This is a genomic window from Flavobacterium sandaracinum (genome assembly GCF_004349135.1).
GTDB classification, from domain to species: Bacteria; Bacteroidota; Bacteroidia; order Flavobacteriales; family Flavobacteriaceae; genus Flavobacterium; species Flavobacterium sandaracinum.
Window position 1 is genome coordinate 1 of record NZ_SMFN01000006.1, and the last position, 21,035, is coordinate 21,035.

Here is a 21,035-nt window from a genome sequence, read left to right on the forward strand (position 1 = left end):
CAGTAAGCATCAATGTAACCACCAACGACACCGATATAGATGGAACGGTAGACGCGAGCACCGTCGATTTAGACCCTGCTACAGCGGGCGTACAAACCACTTTTACTATCGCAGGCGAAGGCAGCTATAGTGTATCGAACACCGGCTTAGTCACCTTCGTACCCGCACCCAACTTCAATGGAACTAGCACGTTGAGTTATACCGTAAACGACGACACTGGAGCCACCTCCAATACGGCAACCCTTACCATCACAGTAACGGCAGTCAATGATGCAGCGGTAGCCGTTGATGATAGTGCGAGCACAGCTGAAGACACCACAGTAAGCATCAATGTAACCACCAACGACACCGATATAGATGGAACGGTAGACGCGAGCACCGTCGATTTAGACCCTACTACCGCGGGCATACAAACCACTTTTACTATCGCAGGCGAAGGCAGCTATAGYGTATCGAACACCGGCTTAGTCACCTTCGTACCCGCACCCAACTTCAATGGAACTAGCACGTTGAGTTATACCGTAAACGACGACACTGGAGCCACCTCCAATACGGCAACCCTTACCATCACAGTAACGGCAGTCAATGATGCRGCGGTAGCCGTTGATGATAGTGTAACTACCCTTGAAGACACCACAGTAAGCATCAATGTAACCACCAACGACACCGATATAGATGGAACGGTAGACGCGAGCACCGTCGATTTAGACCCTACTACCGCGGGCATACAAACCACTTTTACTATCGCAGGCGAAGGCAGCTATAGTGTATCGAACACCGGCTTAGTCACCTTCGTACCCGCACCCAACTTCAATGGAACTAGCACGTTGAGTTATACCGTAAACGACGACACTGGAGCCACCTCCAATACGGCAACCCTTACCATCACAGTAAGTGCAGTCAATGATGCGGCGGTAGCCGTTGATGATAGTGTAACTACCCTTGAAGACACCACAGTAAGCATCAATGTAACCACCAACGACACCGATATAGATGGAACGGTAGACGCGAGCACCGTCGATTTAGACCCTGCTACACTGGGCATACAAACCACTTTTACTATCGCAGGCGAAGGCAGCTATAGTGTATCGAACACCGGCTTAGTCACCTTCGTACCCGCACCCAACTTCAATGGAACTAGCACGTTGAGTTATACCGTAAACGACGACACTGGAGCCACCTCCAATACGGCAACCCTTACCATCACAGTAACGGCAGTCAATGATGCGGCGGTAGCCGTTGATGATTTAGTTTCGGGAAATGTAAATACTATCATTTCGGGAAGCGCTCAAAGTAATGATATTTTATCTGGCGATGGAGGTAATATTTGGTCATTATTTAGTAATCCTTCTCACGGTGTCGTACAAATGGAAAGTAATGGAGATTTTAGTTACATGCCAAATTTGAATTATAGTGGTTCAGATAGTTTTATCTATTCGATGACAGATTCTGATGGTGATACAGATCAAGCAACAGTAAATATAACTATAGTATTTGCGATTAATGTTTCAAGTATGACAGTAAGTAAAGAAGATCTTTTTATCGATACAAATAATAATGATAAAGTTAATGTAGGTGATTTAATTAAATATACCTTTAATATCAAAAACACCGGTAATGTCGATCTTAATAATGTTGTTTTAATTGATAATAACGCGGTTGTAGTAGGTGCTCCAATACCATCATTAGCTGCTGGAGTGACAAATTCAACAGCATATAGTGCAAATCATGTAATAACTCAAGCGGACATAGATAGCGGATATGTATACAATATTGCAACTGTTTCAGCTACATCAGCAAGTGCAAACTCTACGGACCCTACTCCTTGTTCAATTTGTCCAGTTGATCCTACATGTTTGACTTGTACAATAACACCATTGATGCAAGAACCGAGTATTTCTATCATAAAAACAGCAATGTTCAACGATAGTAATGGAGATGGCTTTGCGCAAGCTGGCGAGACAATTGTGTACAATTTTAGAATTTCTAACACTGGAAATGTTACTCTAAGGAATGTTACTGTTACTGATAACTTAGCAGGTTTAGTTTTAATGGGATCTCCAATTCAAAGTTTAGCTGTTGGAGCTACAGATAATTCCACATATTCAGCAATTTATACTATTATTCAATCCGATATAATTGCAGGAAGTGTTTCTAATCAAGCAACAGTTACTGCTTTGAGTCCTACAGATGAAGTAATAACCGATTTATCGGATGAATTGGATGACGACAGTAATAATCCTACTATAGTGAATATACAAGGCTGTATAATCGAAGTGTTTAACGGATTAACACCAAATGGCGGTAATGATAATGAGATTTTTTATATACAAGGTTTAGAATGCTACCCAGATAATAATGTGTCGATTTATAATCGTTGGGGTGTACTGGTTTTCGAGAGAGATAATTACGACAATTTAGAAAGATCTTTTAGAGGTGTATCCGAAGGAAGACTTACTATCAATAAATCAGAAAAATTACCAGAAGGCACCTATTTTTATGTTCTAAGATATAAAGATAGTTCATCAACAACAATTGAAAAGAAGGGCTATTTGTACATAAAACACTAAATAGAGTAGGTGCAATTGTATAAAAAAATATCTAAAAAAAAACATGGAGATGAAAACAAAATTATCACTTTTACTACTACTTGCTTTAGTATTAGTAAGCTACGGCCAACAAGATTCGCAATATTCACAATATATGTATAACACAATTGCTGTCAATCCGGCATATGCGGGTTCGAGGGAATCGATGAGTATCTTTGTATTACATAGAACACAATGGACAGGTTTTGATGGTGCGCCAGTCACAAATGTAGCATCTATTAGTGCGCCTATTAACGAAAGTAAGGTTGGTATAGGAGTTTCGTTTGTTAATGATAGAATAGGGCCTTCAGAGGAAAGTACCATTAGTGCAGATTTCTCGTATACTATTCCAATTTCATATAGTTATAAGTTAGCTTTTGGGTTAAAAGCAACCGCGAATTTATTAAATATTGACTTTACAAAATTAAATATAAGAGATTTAAATGATTATCAGTTTGATAGCAACATAGATAATAAGTTCTCACCGAATGTGGGAGTAGGTTTGTATTTATATTCAGACACAAGCTATTTAGGCCTCTCAGCGCCAAATTTGTTACAAACGAAGTATTTTGATAGATCAGCTGGAACTACCAATAGCAGTCATGTTGCCATTGAGCGAGTTCATTTTTATTTGATAGGAGGCCATGTAATAGATATGAATTACAGAGTTAAATTTAAGCCTACAATACAAGCCTCATTAGTACAAGGAGCACCATTACAAGTAAATCTATCTGCAAATTTCGTGATGAACGATAAGTTTGTTGCCGGGCTTTCTTATCGTTTGAGTGCTGCTGTTAGTGCAATGGTTGGATTCCAAACTAGTAGATCTTGGTTTTTTGGCTACTCCTATGATCTAGAAACTACTCGATTGTCCAATTATAACTCAGGTTCTCATGAAATATTTATGAGGTTTGAAGTGTTTAACCGATTCAATCAAATGAGTTCTCCGCGGTTCTTTTAAATCCAACTACTATGAAAATCAATAGACTAGTTTTTTATATAATTTTGGGAATAAATACCATGATAGTGTGTGCCCAAAAAACAAAAATCTTAGATGCAGATAAGCAATATGATAAGGCAGCTTATATTGATGCTATTGCTATATATGAACAAGTTGCGGAAAAAGGGTATAAGGATGAAAAAATGTTTCAGCGACTAGGTAATGCCTATTATTTTAATGCAGATTTGATTCATGCTGCTAAATGGTACAAACAACTTTTTGATTTGAATCAAAATCAAGAATCTGAATATTTATATCGATATTCACAAACCTTAAAATCAATAGGTGATTATGATAAGTCGGATAAAGTACTAGCCGTATTTAGGCAAAAAGCTATCAATGAACAAAGAGCAAAGTGGTCCGATTTAAAAAGGAATTACCTCCAAGAAATTAAAGCTAATTCAGGCAGGTACGAGATTGAAAATGCCGTAATTAATAGCAAATTTTCAGATTATGGTAGCGCTTTTTATAATAATAAACTGGTATTCGCTTCTGCCAGGGATACTGCACGAACAGCTAGCGAATTATATAAATGGAATAACCAATCGTACACTAACTTGTACAGTTCGGAGATAACTTTAGAGGGAACTCTAAGCGAACCCAAAAGATTTAGCAAAAGCATAAATTCAAAATTTCATGAATCTACTCCAATTTTTACCAAAGATGGTAGAACGATGTATTTTACTAGGAATAATTATTTAAACGGAAAGATAGGTAAAAACAGCGAAAAAATTACTTTGCTAAAATTATACAGAGCTAGTTTTGAAGATGGTAAGTGGGTCAATACAATAGAATTACCATTTAATAGCGATCAATATAGCGTAGCTCACCCCGCTTTAAGTAAAGACGAAAAGACGCTGTATTTTGCATCTAATATGCCTGGTACCATTGGGCAGTCTGATTTGTATCGAGTACAAATAAATAGCGATGGAAGCTATGGATTTCCTGAAAACTTAGGTCAAGTAATAAACACTGAAGGACGCGAAACATTTCCTTTTATTAGCGACGATGGAGAGCTTTATTTTGCAACTGATGGACGACCAGGTCTAGGAGGATTGGATATTTTTGTTGCGAAAATAGAAAAGGACAATACGTTTGCTGAAGTACAAAACGTAGGGGCTCCGGTTAATGGTGGCCAAGATGATTTTGGCTTAATTATCGACAGTAATAAGAGAAAAGGTTTTTTTACTTCCAATCGGGAAGGAGGCAAAGGATACGATGATTTGTACAAATTTATTGAAACGAAAAGATTAAGTTGTGATCAAATTTTAACCTCTAGTGTCGTTGACAAAGAAACGTCGATGGCTATTTCTCAATCTAAACTATCGCTTTTAGATGAAAAATATGAATTGATTGGACACTATTTATCAGAGGATAATGGACGTTATAAATTTGATGTTATTTGTGGAAGAACCTATCATCTAAGAGGAGAAAAGGAGGGCTACGAAACAACGGAGGGTACTGTTTATGTACCCAAAAAATCTGGAGAAAGTGAGCTAATTTTATCTTTAACTCGCAGAATGATTCCAATAAAGGTAGGTATGGATTTAGCGTTAACATTAAATATACCTGTTATTTATTTTGATTTAAATAAATCGATTATCAGAGAAGATGCTGCCTTTCAACTTGAAAAAATAGCTCTAGTAATGCGACAATATCCAGCAATCAAAATAGATATTAGATCGCATACAGATAGTCGCCAATCTGCAAAAAATAACTTAATTTTATCAGAAAATAGAGCGAAGTCCACTTTAGATTGGTTGGTAAAAAATGGAATAGAGCAGAATAGATTAACTAGTAAAGGTTTTGGAGAAAGCCAACTTATCAATGGATGTTCAGATAATGTAAAGTGCAGCGAAGAGGAGCATCAGGCAAATAGAAGAAGTGAGTTTATTATTACATCTATTTAATTAACGCTGATAATCAATGCTAACTATTTTAACCGCATTACCTCAATAAAAAGGAACATTTTAGTCAATAGTCTTTTTAGCTCGGGTTTAAAATGATGTTAAATGCTGTAAATACATTTTTTTTCCGTTTCCGTTAACGTAATATAGGGCTTGTATACACTTTTTTAGCTGTATTATCCTGTTATTTGATTACTTAAGTTGCTTTTTCAGTTGGTTCTCTTGTTTTTTGCTGATTCAGCTTTGATTTTAGACGTTTTAGCTTTTGATGTGGCGGTTATTGCTTTTTTTTCTGGTGTTTCAGCTTTGATCTTGGTGGCAGTTTATTTTGTAGATGTTGCTTCTTTCTTTGTGGATTTTGCTTTCACTTTTGTTGCTCTCTCTTTAATAGTTGTGTTTGCCGTGTTTGCTTTTTCTTTAGCAGTTTAGATTTTATCAGTAGCTGATTTCATTTTTGCAGCTGCGTTTTATTTGGCACGAGTCGCATTTTTAGTTTTAGCTTTTGCTGCTCTTTTTTTAGCTGTAATTTGTTTGACTTTCAATATTACAGACAAAATAATCGAAGAGAAGAATAAAAGTGATTTTATTATAATCACTTAATTTTAAGTTATATCTACTAAAAGTTATGAATAAATCATTCTTAAAAGTAAGCTCTTAGTTGAACGTTTCCGGTATGAATGGCTTGGCTTGTTTCGCTTTTTCGCCCTTGGTAATTCAAGTTGACGTCTAAGAACTGCGTTATGTTTTTTTGTAAAAGCAATCTCCAAGTCAAGTTTTGTCCGGTTTGCAATCCTTCCAGCATTTGAAACCCAACAGCAGAAAATTCATTTCCTTCAAATTTGTTTTGGTAAAAAGAAACCTCTCCGTTCATTGTGAACTTTTTAGTTCCTGCATACGAAAAAGCAGTCCCAAAACGATTTTGCAGCAGCGATTCCGAAACGCCTATCTGATTTTCTTTTCTTTGCAATTCATAAAAAAGATCCCAGCTAGTACTTTTTGAAAATAAATAACTGATTTTTGGAGCCAATTGATAGCCGTTGATGTCAAAGTTTTTCTCGGGGAAATTCTCAGATTCAATGGCGGTACGAATGGTTTTGGTAAAAAAACCAAAAAGCCAACTTTTTTTATATAAATGATTGTATTGCAGTTGATGGGAACTGTTTGTGGCTTCTTGAGAACCAATAGATAATAAGTTTTTAGTTTTGTTTTCAAAGTATGAATACGTTGTAGAGTGGTTTTGCTTCCCTCGGTTGTAAAATAAACTGTTTCTTAAACTGGAGTTTAATCCCAGCACGTTCACATTAGAACCGCTAAACGGATTTAATTCAAAATTAGCACCGTCATTTCTATTTTTTCTATCGATTATAAAAGCAGTTTGATTATAAAAATAAGAGAGTAATTTTTTCAATCCTTTTTCGTTTTGCCATTGATTTGGGCTTAAGGTTATGGATTGTGAGAACTTATTTTGATGTGTTTTTATATATATCCTATTGGGTAAAAATACGCGAATGAATTTGGCTTGATCTATAAACGGAGCAATTTCAAACTCCTGCAATTCCTGGATCCCATTCCCATTATAATCATTCCAAGTATAAACACCTTGTCCCGCGGGAACTTCCAGGTACGTAAATTCCTGTTGTGGAATGCTTCCGGAATTCGTTTCATAAACCGTGGTGCTTTGTATTAATTGATTAAAAAAACGATCTGTGTACACGATTCTGGAATTCAATGTGGGTTCTTTTTTTCGTGTAGCGTCCACAAATTCTAAGACTCTGTAATTGGCATAGATGGACAAATCACTCTTGTTGGTTTGAATCACTTTGGATTTTAGCATAAAAGTATGGGAGGAATTTACACGCTGAATCAAATTTTCGGAACTTCGGGTTTGCAAGCTGTCATTGGTTCTTCTAAGATATCCTAATTCTACAAAAACTTTGGTGCTATCGCCACGTCCAGCGTAAAGACCATATTCTGTAAATTTTTGGCTTAAAGCCGTAAACTGATTTGTCGTTTTGCTTTTTTCCTGATTGTCCTCTAAGCGCAAGCTAGATCCAACCCAATTTTTATCGAAATGAAAACGCATTTGAGACTGGTTTCTTAAAAATTTCGAAGACAAAATAGTTGCATCACTTTTTAGGAAACTCCCTTGATTTTGAAAAGTCCAATTTTTAACTTTAAATAATCCATTTAAAACTTGCCTGCTTCCTGAAAAATTTTCAGAAAAGTCCAATTTTTCAAACTGATATGCGAGCAATCCTTTGTCTTTGGATTTTGAATTTAAGTCCAATTGCAATCCTGAAACGAGTAGACTTTGATTTCCAATACCCGCAGTACCTAAGTTCCAATCTCTATCAAATTCTATATTATAAATCCGTTCCACTGAACTGAAATTATTCTGAATAAATTGATAATTGGCAAAAGCATCCATTTTCCATCTCTTAGAAAAAATACGTTGCTTAACATTTATTTTGCCGGCTAAGCCTTTGTTATTTGCATCGTCGATGGCAGAAAATAAATTTTTATCATTGTTGCTGATGCCAATTTCAAAATCAACAGCTGTTTTTTCATCGGGGTTGTATTTTCCTAAAAAAGTAGCTACTTGAACTTTCGTAGGTGCAATCAGTTGGATTATAGGTTCGTAATTCCCTTGAGGAATGCCGTTTATAGGAGCAATGAATTCATAAACTCGGGTTATTGTTGCTGCATTAGAAAGAATATAGTTCCCGTTTTTTGAGCCTACAAGAGTAAATCGGACATTAAATAATTCCTGTTGCGGGTCATTTGAATATTCGAAAATTTCAGTCGCATTGCTTATTGTTTTTCGATACAGCACTTTATTTTCAGAGTACGTGTCGGAATACGCAGAAGGCGCAGTCATTAAAGTAGAATTATCTCCGGCATTGACTAATATTTGGGCTTGTTCAGGAGAAAGATTTTGTTGTAACGGTTGGTTTTTTAAATCGTTTTCCGAATATAAATAGCCACCAAAACTCCATTTCTTATTTTCATGGGTAGCACCGGCATAGGTTACAAAACGCGTGTAATTCCTATCGGAATATTGGTATTCGATAGCAATTCGCATTTCTGAAGTAATAGTAAAAAGCGGCGTGAATACAATTTCGCCAGCATTGTAATCTATGATGTAGTCATTGTTTTCACCTCGTTTTAATAAAATTCCATTGACATAAACCCGCTCTGATCCAGAAACTACCAGAACATACAATTCACCGTTTTGCCCTTTTAATTTGTACGGACCTTGATTGCCTTCCTGTCCTAGGATATCACTTTTGGCGTACTGACCCCTAACCAATGCCGCAGATGCAAAAACATTCGTTTTATTTGATGCGGTTCCAAAGTTGAAATTTGTGGCTAATCCTTGGACTTTTTTATTGAAATTAAGGAATTGTGTTTTATTGTTTTCTAAAAAAATATCACCAGCACGTATATTCCATTCGTCGCTGAATAATTCCATAAAAATATTGTCAAATTGATCTAATTTTTGAGAGTAGCCGCCGTCTTGCAGCGGAATATTACTGTCTTGTATCGAGGCTCTCAAACTCACTTTTTCTGAAATTTTTCCTGTGATTTGTAAATCCAGATTGGAGTTCAAAACAGCGTTTTGATTGTTTCCTACAGTCACACCTCGCGTTATACTCCCTGAGGTATTTAATCCGTCAAAAGGAATGTTTTTTTTTACATTTTTATTGTCAATTACATATAATTCGTCTAATCCTGCTTCATTATTCACCACTTTGCTGGGTTCGTATATTCGGTATTCTTTAGTCAATAACTCCGGAAATTTCAAATACTGTAGCGTGAGAGAATCCGAACCGAAAGCACTGTTCTCCTTTAAAATTAAAGTTCCTTTTTCGAAATTTATGGCAAACAAAGTGCTGTCGATTTGTTTGCCATTGGCGTCAAGCAATTTAAAAAAACTGGAATTTAAGCTTTGTCTTTCTATATAAATTGTGTCGCGAGAAGGAAGAATTTTTTTGGTTTTGTACAGCGATGTAGTTTCCTGTGCGTGAAGCCCAGAAAAACAACTGATTATAATCCAGAAAAGTAATTTTTTCAACATAAATACTATAACTCGAAAGTATCAAAAGTAGTATTTATAATTTGATATTCAGAATATGTATTTCTCAGAAAATTTAGATTTAAATAAAGACATACAAAATCTTCTTTGTTCTTTTTTTACATTTTTAAACAAAAAAACGGGGATCAAAATCTGATTTTGATTCCCGTTATTAAAAATGGTATTGCTTGTTTAAACTTCTTTTGTCACAACTTGCATTGTTTCACGACTGACTTGTTTCAACAAAACCAATTTATCTTTTTCCACTGTTTGTGCTGCTGAATCATTGAAATGCCTAATGGTATATAATGTCACATTTTCATTATATTCTACTTTAAATTTTTTAGATAAAATGGCATTTAATGCTTTGAAATTGTCAAATTTATCCTCTACACATACTGAGAAACTAATAGCCGAATTCTGGATCAAATTTACTTTGAGCTTAAATTGGTGAAATAACGCAAAAATTTCGCTAATGTTTTCTTCCATAATAAAAGAGAAATCTATAGAAGATAGCGAAATCAAAAGTTGGTTTCTCTTGACAATAAAACAAGGTAAATAGGGCTCTAAATCAGCGCCTTTTGAAACGCTAGTTCCTTTTAGTAAAGGATTTATAAAGGACTTTACGTACAAAGGAATTTCTTTTTTTTGTAGCGGTTGTAACGTTTTGGGATGAATGACTGTTGCGCCATAGAAAGCTAATTCTATAGCCTCACGATATGAAATTTGATTTAATAGGCTTGTGTTTTCGAAATATCTTGGATCGGCATTCATCACTCCAGGTACATCTTTCCAGATAGTTACGCTTTCGGCGTTCAAGCAATAGGCAAAAATTGCGGCAGTATAATCAGAACCTTCACGACCTAAAGTGGTAGTGAAATTATTCTCATCTGAACCCAAGAAGCCTTGTGTGATATTCAGTATTTTACGTTTTACGTTTTTGGCAATATTCTTTTGTGTCAATTCCCAATCTACTTCGGCATCTCTATAATTAGCGTCCGTTTTTATAAAATTACGAACATCCAGCCATTGGGTTTTAATACCCATCAAATTCATGAAATGACTCAGGATACTGGTCGAAATTAACTCGCCATAACTAACAATTTGGTCATAAACAAAATTATAATTTGGAGATTTATTATGGGCTAGGAAATATTCCAAATCAGCAAATTGAACGTTTACAGCAGCAAAAACCTCATTTTTTTCATCCTCAAATAAATCCAACAAAATTTGATTGTGGTATTTTTTTATTTCCTGAACAGATGAATTTAATTCAGCGGATTTATCGAAATAATTTTTAATAACCAGTTCCAGTGCATTGGTCGTTTTTCCCATAGCAGAAACCACAAGTAATACATCTTCATAACCCACTTTTTGAAGAACGTCGTATACGTTTTTAATTCCCTCGGCATCTTTTACGGATGCGCCACCAAATTTAAATACTCTCATAATAATAAAAATTCCTTTATTTTGAACTCTAAAACCTAACTTTTAAGTGGTATTAGAAATTTATTTTCTTATTTTATTTTCAACAAAATCGTTTATTCCTGCTTCATCCATCTGTACCACGTACCAATCACGAAGAACCTTAGCTCCAGATTTTTCATAAAATTCGATTGCAGGAGTATTCCAGTCTAATACGTTCCATTCTACTCGCCGCACCTGATCTTTCTTGCCTTGCTTTATGATTTCAGAATACAAAGCATAACCTAATCCTGTACCGCGCATTGTCTCTTTAACCACCAAATCTTCTAGGTGAATTGTTTTTCCTTTCCAAGTTGAAAAGCGGTAATAATACAATGCAATGCCTACTATTTGCTTTGCTTGTTGGTTGTCGCTCGAGTCATTTTCAATTTCTGCTACAAAAACATGAAAAAGCGGAACAGGACCAAAACCATCGCGTATTAAATCGTCTACCGTTACAAGAACGGCATCTGGTTCTTTTTCAAATGCGGCTAATTCTTGGATCAGACCCAAAACCGCAGCCATATCATTGGGAGTTCCTTTTCTAATAGTCATGTTCGGTAGTTTTTTGTAGATGTAGGGCTAAGAAATTCAAAGTTTTCAGCATGGTTCGTGTCCAAATCTAAAAAGGTTCATTTCATAATATTTTATTTTATTGATTCAAAATCGCAATAAAATTAGACCTATACCTATTAAATTTATGTTTTATTCAGCAAATATACAATAGTGAGAAACTAAGTTCATATTATTCAAATCATTTTCACAAAAAAAACGATATTTGTGACTTCAAATTAACTACATCGATTTCGGAATGGAAGAACGCAACAAAACATTAGGAGAATTTATTATTGAAAATCAAAATGCCTTTCAGTATTCGTCAGGCGAATTATCCCGAATCATTAACTCCATTCGTTTGGCTGCTAAAGTGGTCAACTACAAAGTAAATAAGGCGGGTTTGGTAGACATTGTTGGAGCTGTTGGAGAACAAAATATTCAAGGCGAAGATCAGCAAAAACTGGATGTTTACGCTAACGAAGTTTTTATCCAAACGTTAATCAACCGGGAAATAGTATGTGGTATTGCTTCTGAAGAAAATGATGATTTTATTACAGTCGAAGGAAGTGATAATAGTCATAATAACAAATACGTAGTGTTAATGGATCCACTTGATGGTTCATCTAATATTGATGTAAATGTTTCTGTTGGAACAATATTTTCTGTTTACAGGAGAATCACTCCAATAGGTACTCCAGTTACTATGGAAGATTTTTTGCAACCGGGAATCAATCAGGTAGCTGCAGGATATGTGATTTATGGAACTTCGACTATGTTAGTTTACACTACAGGACATGGAGTCAATGGATTTACGCTGAATCCGGCTATCGGAACCTTTTATTTGTCGCATCCAAAAATGCATTTCCCAACAGACGGACATATTTATTCGATTAACGAGGGGAATTATGTTCATTTTCCACAGGGAGTTAAAGATTATATCAAATATTGTCAACTTGAAGAAGGCGACAGGCCTTATACTTCCCGATACATTGGTAGTTTAGTTTCTGATTTTCATCGAAATATGATCAAAGGAGGGATTTATTTATATCCAACAAGTTCTAAAGCACCAAAGGGGAAATTAAGGTTGCTTTATGAATGTAATCCGCTAGCCTTTATTGTGGAACAAGCAGGAGGAAAAGCATCAGATGGATTTCATAGAATAATGGAAATTGAACCAACAGAATTGCATCAGCGGGTCCCTTTTTTCTGTGGAAGCTTTAATATGGTAGAAAAAGCGGAAGAATTCATGCATAAAGCAAAACTTAGCAAATATTAGAAAGCAAAAAGCTTCCGCCATGGCGGAAGCTTTTTTTATCACTTTTACTATTTATTCATGTTTTGCATTTCAAAAATAAAGGTATCTAAATCCACTTCTTTATCGACTAATTTAAGTGCTTTGTCAACGATGTAATGTACGTTTTCAATATTAAAGCCTAAGCCTACACTAATTTTTCTTAGCATAGCCTCTTGTTTATCGCCTAAATGATGATCAACATGAACAATACGTGCTAAGTCATACAAGCGCTCCATTCTTTGTTCATATAAATAAGGAGGATTGATTGGGTAATTTGAAGAATTCTCTAAAATTTCTTCATATTCTGCTAGAGAAATTTCTAATCGAATTGCCAGTTTGTCTAAAAATGCTTTTTCTTCTGGAGAAAACTTCCCATCAGTAAGCGCTACGCGGACAATTGATGCAAAATGACCTTTATTTCTTTGTTTAAATTCGCTATCAAATAAATCTGAAAATGACATAATTATTGGTTTTATATCCTGCAAAGATAAATCTATTTTTAAATTAATGATTTTATATTTTTTATATTTTTTTGTTCTTTACAATCCCTTTTAAAATGGATATATTTAAATAATCAAATCAATCATTTTCAAAATTAATCGTATGTTTACAACCCCTTTACCAACCTAATATTTTACTGATGTCAGAATTTTGGATTTACTTTCAAATAGGATTAAAACACGTTTTAGATATTCATGCTTATGATCATGTTTTATTTTTAATTGCGCTCGCCGTTCCGTACTCATTCAAGGATTGGAAGCGAGTTGTGCTTTTGGTTACCCTTTTTACCATTGGTCACACCATGGCTTTAATGCTTTCTGTTTTTGGAATAATTGCTATAAAAGTCAATGTAGTCGAATTATTAATTCCAATAACGATTCTGATAACCGCATTGTTTAATCTTTTTACGGCTGGAAAATCAAGCAAGAAAGAAAGTATAAATGTGGTGTTTTTTATCACGCTTTTCTTTGGAATTATTCATGGATTGGGTTTTTCAAATTATTTTAAATCAATTCTTGGTGGAGATGCGGCTTCTAAAGTTTTGCCATTATCCGAGTTTGCGCTTGGAATAGAAGCGGCTCAAATTGTAGTGGTTTTTGTTGTTTTGATAATATCCTATATTGTCCAAACCGTTTTCAGATTCTCAAAGCGCGATTGGACTTTAGTAATGTCTGCATTCATAATAGGAGTTGTGATACCATTAATTATAGAAAGTGAAATCTGGATAAGATAGAAATGAACGAAAAAAAATTAAATAAATACGATAAAGCCTACCTTAGAATCGCCAAAGAATGGAGTTTGCTGTCCTACTGTAAACGCAAACAAGTTGGTGCGATTATTGTGCGAGATAGAATGATAATCTCTGACGGATACAACGGAACGCCTACAGGTTTTGAGAATTGTTGCGAAGACGAGGAAGGATTAACACGTTGGGATGTTTTACACGCAGAGGCAAATGCAATATTAAAAGTAGCCCGCTCTACACAGTCTTGTGAAGGAGCTACCTTATATATTACACTTTCACCTTGCAAGGAATGTAGTAAATTGATTCACCAGTCTGGAATAAAAAGAGTAGTATATCACAACGGATATCGGGATGATTCTGGCATTCAATTTTTGATAAAAGCAGGAGTCGAGGTAGAGCATATCCCAGTATTAGAAGAATAAAAGGCTGTCTTAGTATGAAATATAATGTAAAATATTTGCCCATTATTATTTTTACAACACTCGCTCTGGGTGTTGTATTGGGCGGAATGCTGAATTTTCCCAAGGTAGCTGACTTTTCAGACAGAAATAATTCTAGAAGTAAGCTCAATAAGCTGATTGATTTTATTGACCAAGAATACGTCGATGATGTCAATACAGATTCTATCGTAAATCTTACGGTTGATAATATTCTGGCAAAACTTGACCCGCATTCCGTTTATATACCACCTAGTGAACAGCTGGAGGTGGCAGAGAGTATGAAAGGCAATTTTGTGGGCATTGGCGTGAATTTTTACATGTATAAAGATTCTGTTGCAGTAATAAAACCTGTTGCTGACGGACCTTCGGCAAAAGCAGGAATACAATCCGGAGATCGAATTTTGTATGCTGATAAAACTAAATTATTTGGTCGAAAATTGCCTACTGATAGCTTGTATGCTAAATTGAAGGGAACAGTAGGTTCTGATATTGAGCTTACCATTTATAGAAAATCAGAGCGCAAAAAATTGAAAGTAAGAATTAAACGAGATGTTATTCCTATAAAAAGTGTTGATGTTGCTTTACTTTTAAATAAAACTACAGGATATATAAAGATCAATAGATTTGCCGAAACTACCTATCGCGAGTTCATGATCGGTTTACGAAAACTTAAAGAACAGGGGGCTAAAACACTAGTTATTGACGTTCGGGATAATGGTGGAGGCTATATGGAAGAAGCCATAGCAATTGCTGATGAACTATTACCAGACCAACAACTCATTGTTTTTACCAAAAGCAAAAACGGGACTATTGACAAAACATTTGCAACTGAAAAAGGGAGTTTTGAAAAAGGCAATGTTGTTGTTTTAATCAACGAAAACAGTGCATCAGCTAGTGAAATTTTGGCTGGTGCGATTCAGGATAATGACAGAGGAACTATAGTAGGGCGCCGTTCATTTGGTAAAGGATTGGTACAACGGGAAATGGATTTTGCTGATGGCTCCGCAGTTCGCTTGACCATTGCAAGATACTACACACCCACAGGACGCTCGATTCAAAAGCCATATTCTAACGGAAATGAAGCTTATTTTAAAGAATCAGAAGTACGTCTTGAAAATGGAGAATTATTTGATAAAGACAGTATAAAAGTCTCGGATACAATAAAATTTAAGACCAAAAAAGGTAAATTAGTATATGGCGGAGGCGGTATTGTTCCAGATGTTTTTGTTCCTCTTGAAGTAGAACACGGAAATGAAAGTACAGCTTATTTGTTGCAATCTGGAATCGTAGGTAATTTTGTATTCGAACAATTGGATAAAAATAGGGGAGCTTTTACAGGCTTGTCTTTTGATCAGTTTCAAACTAAGATGAAGGTGACTGATGTGTATTTCAACGCTTTTCAGAAGTTTATTTTTGGCAACGGATTAGATTTAAATTTTGGAAAAAGCAAATCTTTAGTTAAGCGATACCTGAATGCGGAGTTTGCTCGACAACTGTTTGGTGAAACTTACTACTATCAGATTATTTTAACGGAAGATGCCATGATTAAAGCCGTTTTGAAATAAAAGATTTTCTCGAGAGGAAAATACAAAAAAACAATGTATTTGTATACGAACTAGTATCAAGTTCGCCACTGTACTGTAGTCTTATTTAGAAAAAAAAGCAAGGGCTAAATGTGTTTTGTGAAAAACAGAACGCAACACGCAAGAGTTTTAGGTTTTTTGCATACGTTAGAACTTCGCCTTTAAAATGCGAACTAAAATTAATTATCTAATACTGTCGTGAGCATGAGTTTGCTCACCGTCATTCCACATCGTAAGAATGTCTGTTGCGACTGCTGCACCACTTCCTGCTGCAATAGACAGTTGGCTTCTCCAGCCTGCTAAAGTTCCAGTTACATAAATTCCTTCAGCAACTTTGTGATCTTTATTTTTTAACTGTATTCTCTGTTTTTCTGGAAGCGATTTTTGGTGAGGTTCAACATACTGCAAAACACCTTGAATGGAAAAAGTATTTGCAGCACCAACTCCAATTACGATCATGCTGGTTTTGTAACTTGTTTTATTTGTTGTAATGGTAAATTCCGGGAATTCGCCCTCAATTGTAAGGACTTTTTCTTTAGGAATTTGTATCACCTGCGGATAGGTTTCTGAGAGCTGTTTAGTACTTTCTTTCAACAAGTCAGATCCCAATGTTCCTGCAGGAATTCCGTATGCATTGTTAAATAATGCTTCTTGAAGAGAAGCTGTTTTTTGATGTGTAAAAATGCCGATTTTTTTATTAGCTACAAAAGGTTTGTTTCTTGCAGAACCCAAAACCAGAGCGCATGACATACCTGAAACGCCACCTCCGATAATTAAAACATCAAACACAATGATTACTTTTCATTGGTTTTCTCTTCAATTCTTTTGGATATTCTAAAGATCAACAGTATCATCACAGCGCAAAAAGAAGCTGCAATTCCAATAAAAGCGACAGCACTCTCTCCTTGGAATGGATTTCTAAAATCCAGTAAAGTAACATTAAATAGGATTAGAGCGATTGCTAAAAACACCAATATGTTAGTGAAAATTTTCATAATTCGTAATTGTTTTGAAAGGAACAGATCGTTGGGGTTTTTTACACAGAAATAAAATTCTCTAAAAATCTGATAGTTTTTAAGATGTAAAATAATGGGGTAAATTTATGAAAATATATTTTAGACAAACAAACCTTTAACATTAGCAGCGAATAATTTAACAGCAATAGCCAGAAGTACTACACCAAAAGTCTTTCTTATGACTCCAAGTCCATTCTCTCCTAGCATTTTTTCGATTTTTGAAGAAGATTTCAAAACGATATAGACCAAAATAATATTCAAAATTATGGCAATCACAATATTAATAGTATAAAACTGAGACCGTAAGGAAAGTAAGGTAGTCATGGTTCCAGCTCCTGCAATCAGTGGAAATGCTAACGGGACAATGGAGGCGGAACTAGCTTCTTCATCACGATAGATTCTGATTCCTAAAATCATTTCTAGCGCCAAAAAGAATAAGACAAAAGATCCCGCTACTGCAAAAGAATTGACGTCGATGCCAATTAATTTTAGAAGCTCTTCTCCAGCAAAAAGAAAAACAATCATGATGACAGCAGCTACAATAGCTGCTTTTTCAGATTCAATATGTCCGTGTTTTGCTCTTAAATCAACAATTATCGGGATCGATCCCACAATATCAATTACGGCAAAAAGTACCATTCCTACTGTGATTATTTCTCTAATGTCTAATTCCATAATTTGCTTGTTTGTTCACTGCAAAAGTATAGAAATTAGTTTGGTTATCGACTACGTTGATTTTTAATTTATTGGACTATTCCATCGTTTATTTTTGTCTGATAAAAGTTATTTTTTATTTTTAATAAAGGTTAAGTATCTGATAATCAATTCGTAAATTTGTTATTATTTTAAATTTTACTGCTATGAAAAAGATACGATGGGTTTTTAGTATCGTGCTGTTGCTTCTTTTTGTACACGCTGCAGAAGCGCAAATTTTGAAAAAAATTCAAAAAAAAATTCAAGATAATGTAACGCGAAAAGCAGTTGATAAAAGTACTGATACAACTGACGAAGAGAAGCAAAAAACAATGGATAAGACACTGAATGCTGATGCCATAGCGATGGCTTATGGAAAAAACAAGGTTGATCCTTCTCTCGTTCCAGATTTTTATTTGTTCAGCTGGAACTATTCTTTGGAAATTCAGAGTGAAAATGAAAAGGCGATGATTATGGATTATTTTCTAGAGCCTAATGCGGAATATTTTGGTTTCAAAATGGGCGAATCTGATGAGGTGTTTATGGTAATTGACAGCAAATATAAGTTGATGATTACTGCTTTTGAGCAAGGAAAAGAAAAGGTTGCTATGGCTTCTAGAATGCCTGATTATTCCGAAATAACAGCAAAAGAGAATGTAAGTGACGGATTTTCATACAAGCCGCTTCCCAATAAAATAATTATGGGTTATAACTGTAAGGGGATTGAAGCTACAAGTGCGGATTTTGAGATGGTATTTTATTATACCAATGAGGCCAAGGTTAATTTTTCGGATGTGTTTAGATCTCAACAAAAACAGAAAACGCCGGATGTATTAAAGCGCTATTTTAAAACGGGAGACCGACCTTTGATGATGACATTAAGTATGAAGGACTTGAAAGATAAAAGAAAAATTACCACGATGAAGTGCGTTGTTTTAGAGAGAAAAACACGTAAATTTCTGAAATCAGACTATAAATTCATGTAAATTATTTTTTAATTTTCTTCTAGTTTGTTTTCGAATTTTATGATTTGCTGAGGTGCTTTTTTGAATTTCTTTGAATACCTTTGCCAAATGTTTCAACTAGGAAAAACCATCGTCTCAGAAGACTTACTCGAAAAAGATTTTGTTTGCAATTTGACCGCTTGTAAAGGTGCTTGCTGTGTAGACGGCGACGCTGGAGCGCCATTAAGTTTGGAGGAAACTCAAATCCTCGAATCTATATATCCAAAGATCAAACCGTTTTTACGCAAACAGGGAATTGCTGCTATTGAAGCGCAGGGCACTTGGGTAAAAGGCACTGATGGAGATCTTGAAACTCCCTTAATTGATAACAAAGATTGCGCCTATGTGATTTTTGATGGTAAAACCGCATTGTGTGGTATTGAGCAAGCCTACAATCAAGGTGTTATTGATTGGAAAAAACCAGTTTCTTGTCATTTGTATCCCATTCGTGTAAAAGATTTTACCGAGTTTGCTGCCGTTAATTATGACAAATGGGATATTTGCGATCCAGCCTGTTCTTTAGGTCAGGAACTTGAAGTGCCGGTATATAAATTTGTCAAAGAAGCCTTAGTGAGAAGGTTTGGTGAAGACTGGTACGCTGAGCTAGAAAAGGTAGCTGCAGACATGAAAAAATAATTTTCAAAAAAACTCTTTTTCTTTAGTATTACATTTAAAAAATCCTATATTTTACGGTACTTCATTGCTGTTTTTGATTTTCAAATCACTCATTTTCAGTACTTTAAAATTTGTATGAAAAGTGTTCCTGTTTTTCTATTTGTTAAAAACTAAACGGGATTGTGAATAAGTTTGGCTTTTAATTTCGGCAATATTTCACAATCTTTGTAACTCACGAAAAACCTAAAATTTCGTTAAAATCTCAAAAAATAAACTATCATATTATGGCGCAAGTTGAACCAATTTTACAAGAAAATAAAAATCGTTTCGTAATTTTTCCAATTAAACATCATGACATTTGGGAATTTTATAAGAGTATGGAAGCCAGTTTCTGGACTGCTGAAGAAATCGATTTGTCACAAGATTTAAATGATTGGAATAACAAACTTTCTGATGAAGAGCGTTATTTTGTGAAACACATTTTGGCTTTTTTTGCTGCTTCAGATGGAATTGTAAATGAAAATCTGGCTGAAAATTTTGTAAATGAAGTGCAATATGCAGAAGCAAAATTCTTTTATGGTTTTCAAATCATGATGGAAAACATTCATAGTGAAACCTATTCGCTATTAATTGATACTTATGTAAAAGATGAAGCAGAGAAAGATGAATTATTTAATGCTTTAGAAGTTTTTCCAGCGATTAAGAAAAAAGCGGACTGGGCTTTGAAATGGATTGAGTCGGATTCGTTTGCTGAACGTTTAATTGCTTTTGCAGCAGTGGAAGGAATTTTCTTTTCGGGAGCGTTTTGTTCCATTTACTGGTTGAAAAAACGTGGATTAATGCCAGGATTGACGTTTTCTAACGAATTGATTTCTCGTGACGAGGGTGTTCACTGTGATTTTGCAGTGCATTTGCACAATCATCACTTAGTGAATAAAGTGCCAAAAGAAAGAATCAGAAGTATTATTGTTGATGCTTTGAACATTGAAAGAGAATTTATCACTGAATCGCTTCCAGTAAGTTTGATTGGTATGAATGCGGTATTAATGACACAATATTTAGAATTTGTTGCGGATAGATTATTGGTTGAATTAGGGTGTGAACGAGAATACAACACGACCAATCCTTTTGATTTTATGGATATGATTTCGCTTCAAGGAAAAACAAACTTCTTTGAAAAGAAAGTAGCCGAATATCAAAAAGCAGGTGTTATGAATACCGATGAAGATGCTCAGAAAATATCTTTTGACGCTGATTTTTGATTTTTTAAACCACTAAGGAATTAAGGTTTATTAAGTTTTGTCTTAATTTTTCTGAAGATCTTAATGATAAAGAAATATTTTGATGCTTTAAATCTCAAATGATTTACTGATTTTTTTATGTTTCTAATGCTGATTAGCCCCGATGGAAGGGAATATCCTTTCTAGTCCTGAACTTGTTTCAGGATCCTGAAACAAGTTCAGGACTAGAAAGATTGGAATGAAAGCGGGATTAGCTTCCCAAAAAAATAATTAACAAATACCCAAAAAATAGAAAAGGGATTTTCTGTTTTTTA

Annotated in this window: 18 protein-coding genes; 11 read left to right on the forward strand and 7 right to left on the reverse strand. The window is 35.0% G+C overall.

Features of this window, described 5'->3' with window-relative positions; translation table 11 throughout:
• The 4 genes from E0F91_RS06465 to E0F91_RS06480 form a co-directional block, all read left to right on the forward strand.
• The coding region (locus tag E0F91_RS06465; RefSeq protein WP_132065510.1) for a tandem-95 repeat protein at positions 1-2,570 on the forward strand (2,570 nt) is incomplete at its 5' end.
• 49 nt (positions 2,571-2,619) lie between these two features.
• Positions 2,620-3,549: a PorP/SprF family type IX secretion system membrane protein gene (locus tag E0F91_RS06470; protein WP_132065511.1), complete on the forward strand. Its 930-nt coding sequence runs from the start codon at positions 2,620-2,622 to the stop codon at positions 3,547-3,549.
• Between the two features lie 11 nt (positions 3,550-3,560).
• Positions 3,561-5,498: an OmpA family protein gene (locus E0F91_RS06475; protein WP_132065512.1), complete on the forward strand. Its 1,938-nt coding sequence runs from the start codon at positions 3,561-3,563 to the stop codon at positions 5,496-5,498.
• A gap of 219 nt (positions 5,499-5,717) precedes the next feature.
• On the forward strand, positions 5,718-5,924 hold the full coding sequence (locus E0F91_RS06480) for a hypothetical protein (RefSeq protein WP_132065513.1): 207 nt from the start codon (positions 5,718-5,720) through the stop codon (positions 5,922-5,924).
• A gap of 211 nt (positions 5,925-6,135) precedes the next feature.
• Here the strand turns inward: E0F91_RS06480 and E0F91_RS06485 are convergent, their stop codons facing one another.
• The 3 genes from E0F91_RS06485 to E0F91_RS06495 form a co-directional block, all read right to left on the reverse strand.
• Entirely contained in the window at positions 6,136-9,573 is a 3,438-nt protein-coding gene (locus tag E0F91_RS06485) for a hypothetical protein (protein WP_132065514.1), read from the reverse strand.
• A 189-nt stretch (positions 9,574-9,762) separates the two neighbouring features.
• Positions 9,763-11,019, reverse strand: a complete 1,257-nt coding sequence (locus tag E0F91_RS06490; RefSeq protein ID WP_132065515.1) for an aspartate kinase — start codon at positions 11,017-11,019, stop codon at positions 9,763-9,765.
• Between the two features lie 60 nt (positions 11,020-11,079).
• Complete coding sequence (locus E0F91_RS06495) at positions 11,080-11,589, reverse strand: GNAT family N-acetyltransferase (protein WP_132065516.1); 510 nt, start codon at positions 11,587-11,589, stop codon at positions 11,080-11,082.
• 256 nt (positions 11,590-11,845) lie between these two features.
• Between E0F91_RS06495 and fbp the strand changes: the two genes are divergently transcribed.
• Positions 11,846-12,865: a class 1 fructose-bisphosphatase gene (gene fbp, locus E0F91_RS06500; RefSeq protein WP_132065517.1), complete on the forward strand. Its 1,020-nt coding sequence runs from the start codon at positions 11,846-11,848 to the stop codon at positions 12,863-12,865.
• 47 nt (positions 12,866-12,912) lie between these two features.
• Here the strand turns inward: fbp and E0F91_RS06505 are convergent, their stop codons facing one another.
• Entirely contained in the window at positions 12,913-13,344 is a 432-nt protein-coding gene (locus E0F91_RS06505; RefSeq protein ID WP_132065518.1) for a tellurite resistance TerB family protein, read from the reverse strand.
• Between the two features lie 179 nt (positions 13,345-13,523).
• On the opposite strand from E0F91_RS06505, the gene E0F91_RS06510 reads away from it, so the two are divergent.
• From E0F91_RS06510 to E0F91_RS06520, 3 genes are read left to right on the forward strand one after another with little or no spacing between them, the layout of a single operon-like run.
• The gene (locus E0F91_RS06510) at positions 13,524-14,117 is read left to right on the forward strand and encodes a HupE/UreJ family protein (RefSeq protein ID WP_132065519.1); all 594 of its coding nucleotides are present in this window, start codon (positions 13,524-13,526) and stop codon (positions 14,115-14,117) included.
• Between the two features lie 2 nt (positions 14,118-14,119).
• Positions 14,120-14,551 carry a deoxycytidylate deaminase gene (locus E0F91_RS06515; protein ID WP_132065520.1) on the forward strand — a complete coding sequence of 144 codons (432 nt, stop codon included), beginning with the start codon at positions 14,120-14,122 and terminating at the stop codon, positions 14,549-14,551.
• A gap of 14 nt (positions 14,552-14,565) precedes the next feature.
• Positions 14,566-16,134: a S41 family peptidase gene (locus E0F91_RS06520; RefSeq protein ID WP_132065521.1), complete on the forward strand. Its 1,569-nt coding sequence runs from the start codon at positions 14,566-14,568 to the stop codon at positions 16,132-16,134.
• A 201-nt stretch (positions 16,135-16,335) separates the two neighbouring features.
• Here the strand turns inward: E0F91_RS06520 and E0F91_RS06525 are convergent, their stop codons facing one another.
• The 3 genes from E0F91_RS06525 to E0F91_RS06535 form a co-directional block, all read right to left on the reverse strand.
• The gene (locus tag E0F91_RS06525) at positions 16,336-16,941 is read right to left on the reverse strand and encodes an FAD-dependent oxidoreductase (RefSeq protein WP_132065522.1); all 606 of its coding nucleotides are present in this window, start codon (positions 16,939-16,941) and stop codon (positions 16,336-16,338) included.
• 5 nt (positions 16,942-16,946) lie between these two features.
• The gene (locus E0F91_RS06530; RefSeq protein WP_066080695.1) at positions 16,947-17,147 is read right to left on the reverse strand and encodes a hypothetical protein; all 201 of its coding nucleotides are present in this window, start codon (positions 17,145-17,147) and stop codon (positions 16,947-16,949) included.
• Positions 17,148-17,267: 120 nt separating this feature from the next.
• Entirely contained in the window at positions 17,268-17,843 is a 576-nt protein-coding gene (locus tag E0F91_RS06535; protein WP_231379743.1) for a MarC family protein, read from the reverse strand.
• Between the two features lie 185 nt (positions 17,844-18,028).
• Here E0F91_RS06535 and E0F91_RS06540 point away from each other — a divergent pair, with 185 nt between their 5' ends.
• From E0F91_RS06540 to E0F91_RS06550, 3 genes are all read left to right on the forward strand, one after another.
• Positions 18,029-18,847, forward strand: coding sequence for a hypothetical protein (locus tag E0F91_RS06540; protein WP_132065523.1), 819 nt, complete (start codon positions 18,029-18,031; stop codon positions 18,845-18,847).
• 87 nt (positions 18,848-18,934) lie between these two features.
• Complete coding sequence (locus tag E0F91_RS06545; protein WP_132065524.1) at positions 18,935-19,501, forward strand: DUF3109 family protein; 567 nt, start codon at positions 18,935-18,937, stop codon at positions 19,499-19,501.
• 263 nt (positions 19,502-19,764) lie between these two features.
• Positions 19,765-20,742, forward strand: a complete 978-nt coding sequence (locus E0F91_RS06550; protein ID WP_132065525.1) for a ribonucleotide-diphosphate reductase subunit beta — start codon at positions 19,765-19,767, stop codon at positions 20,740-20,742.
• Positions 20,743-21,035 lie beyond the last annotated feature (293 nt).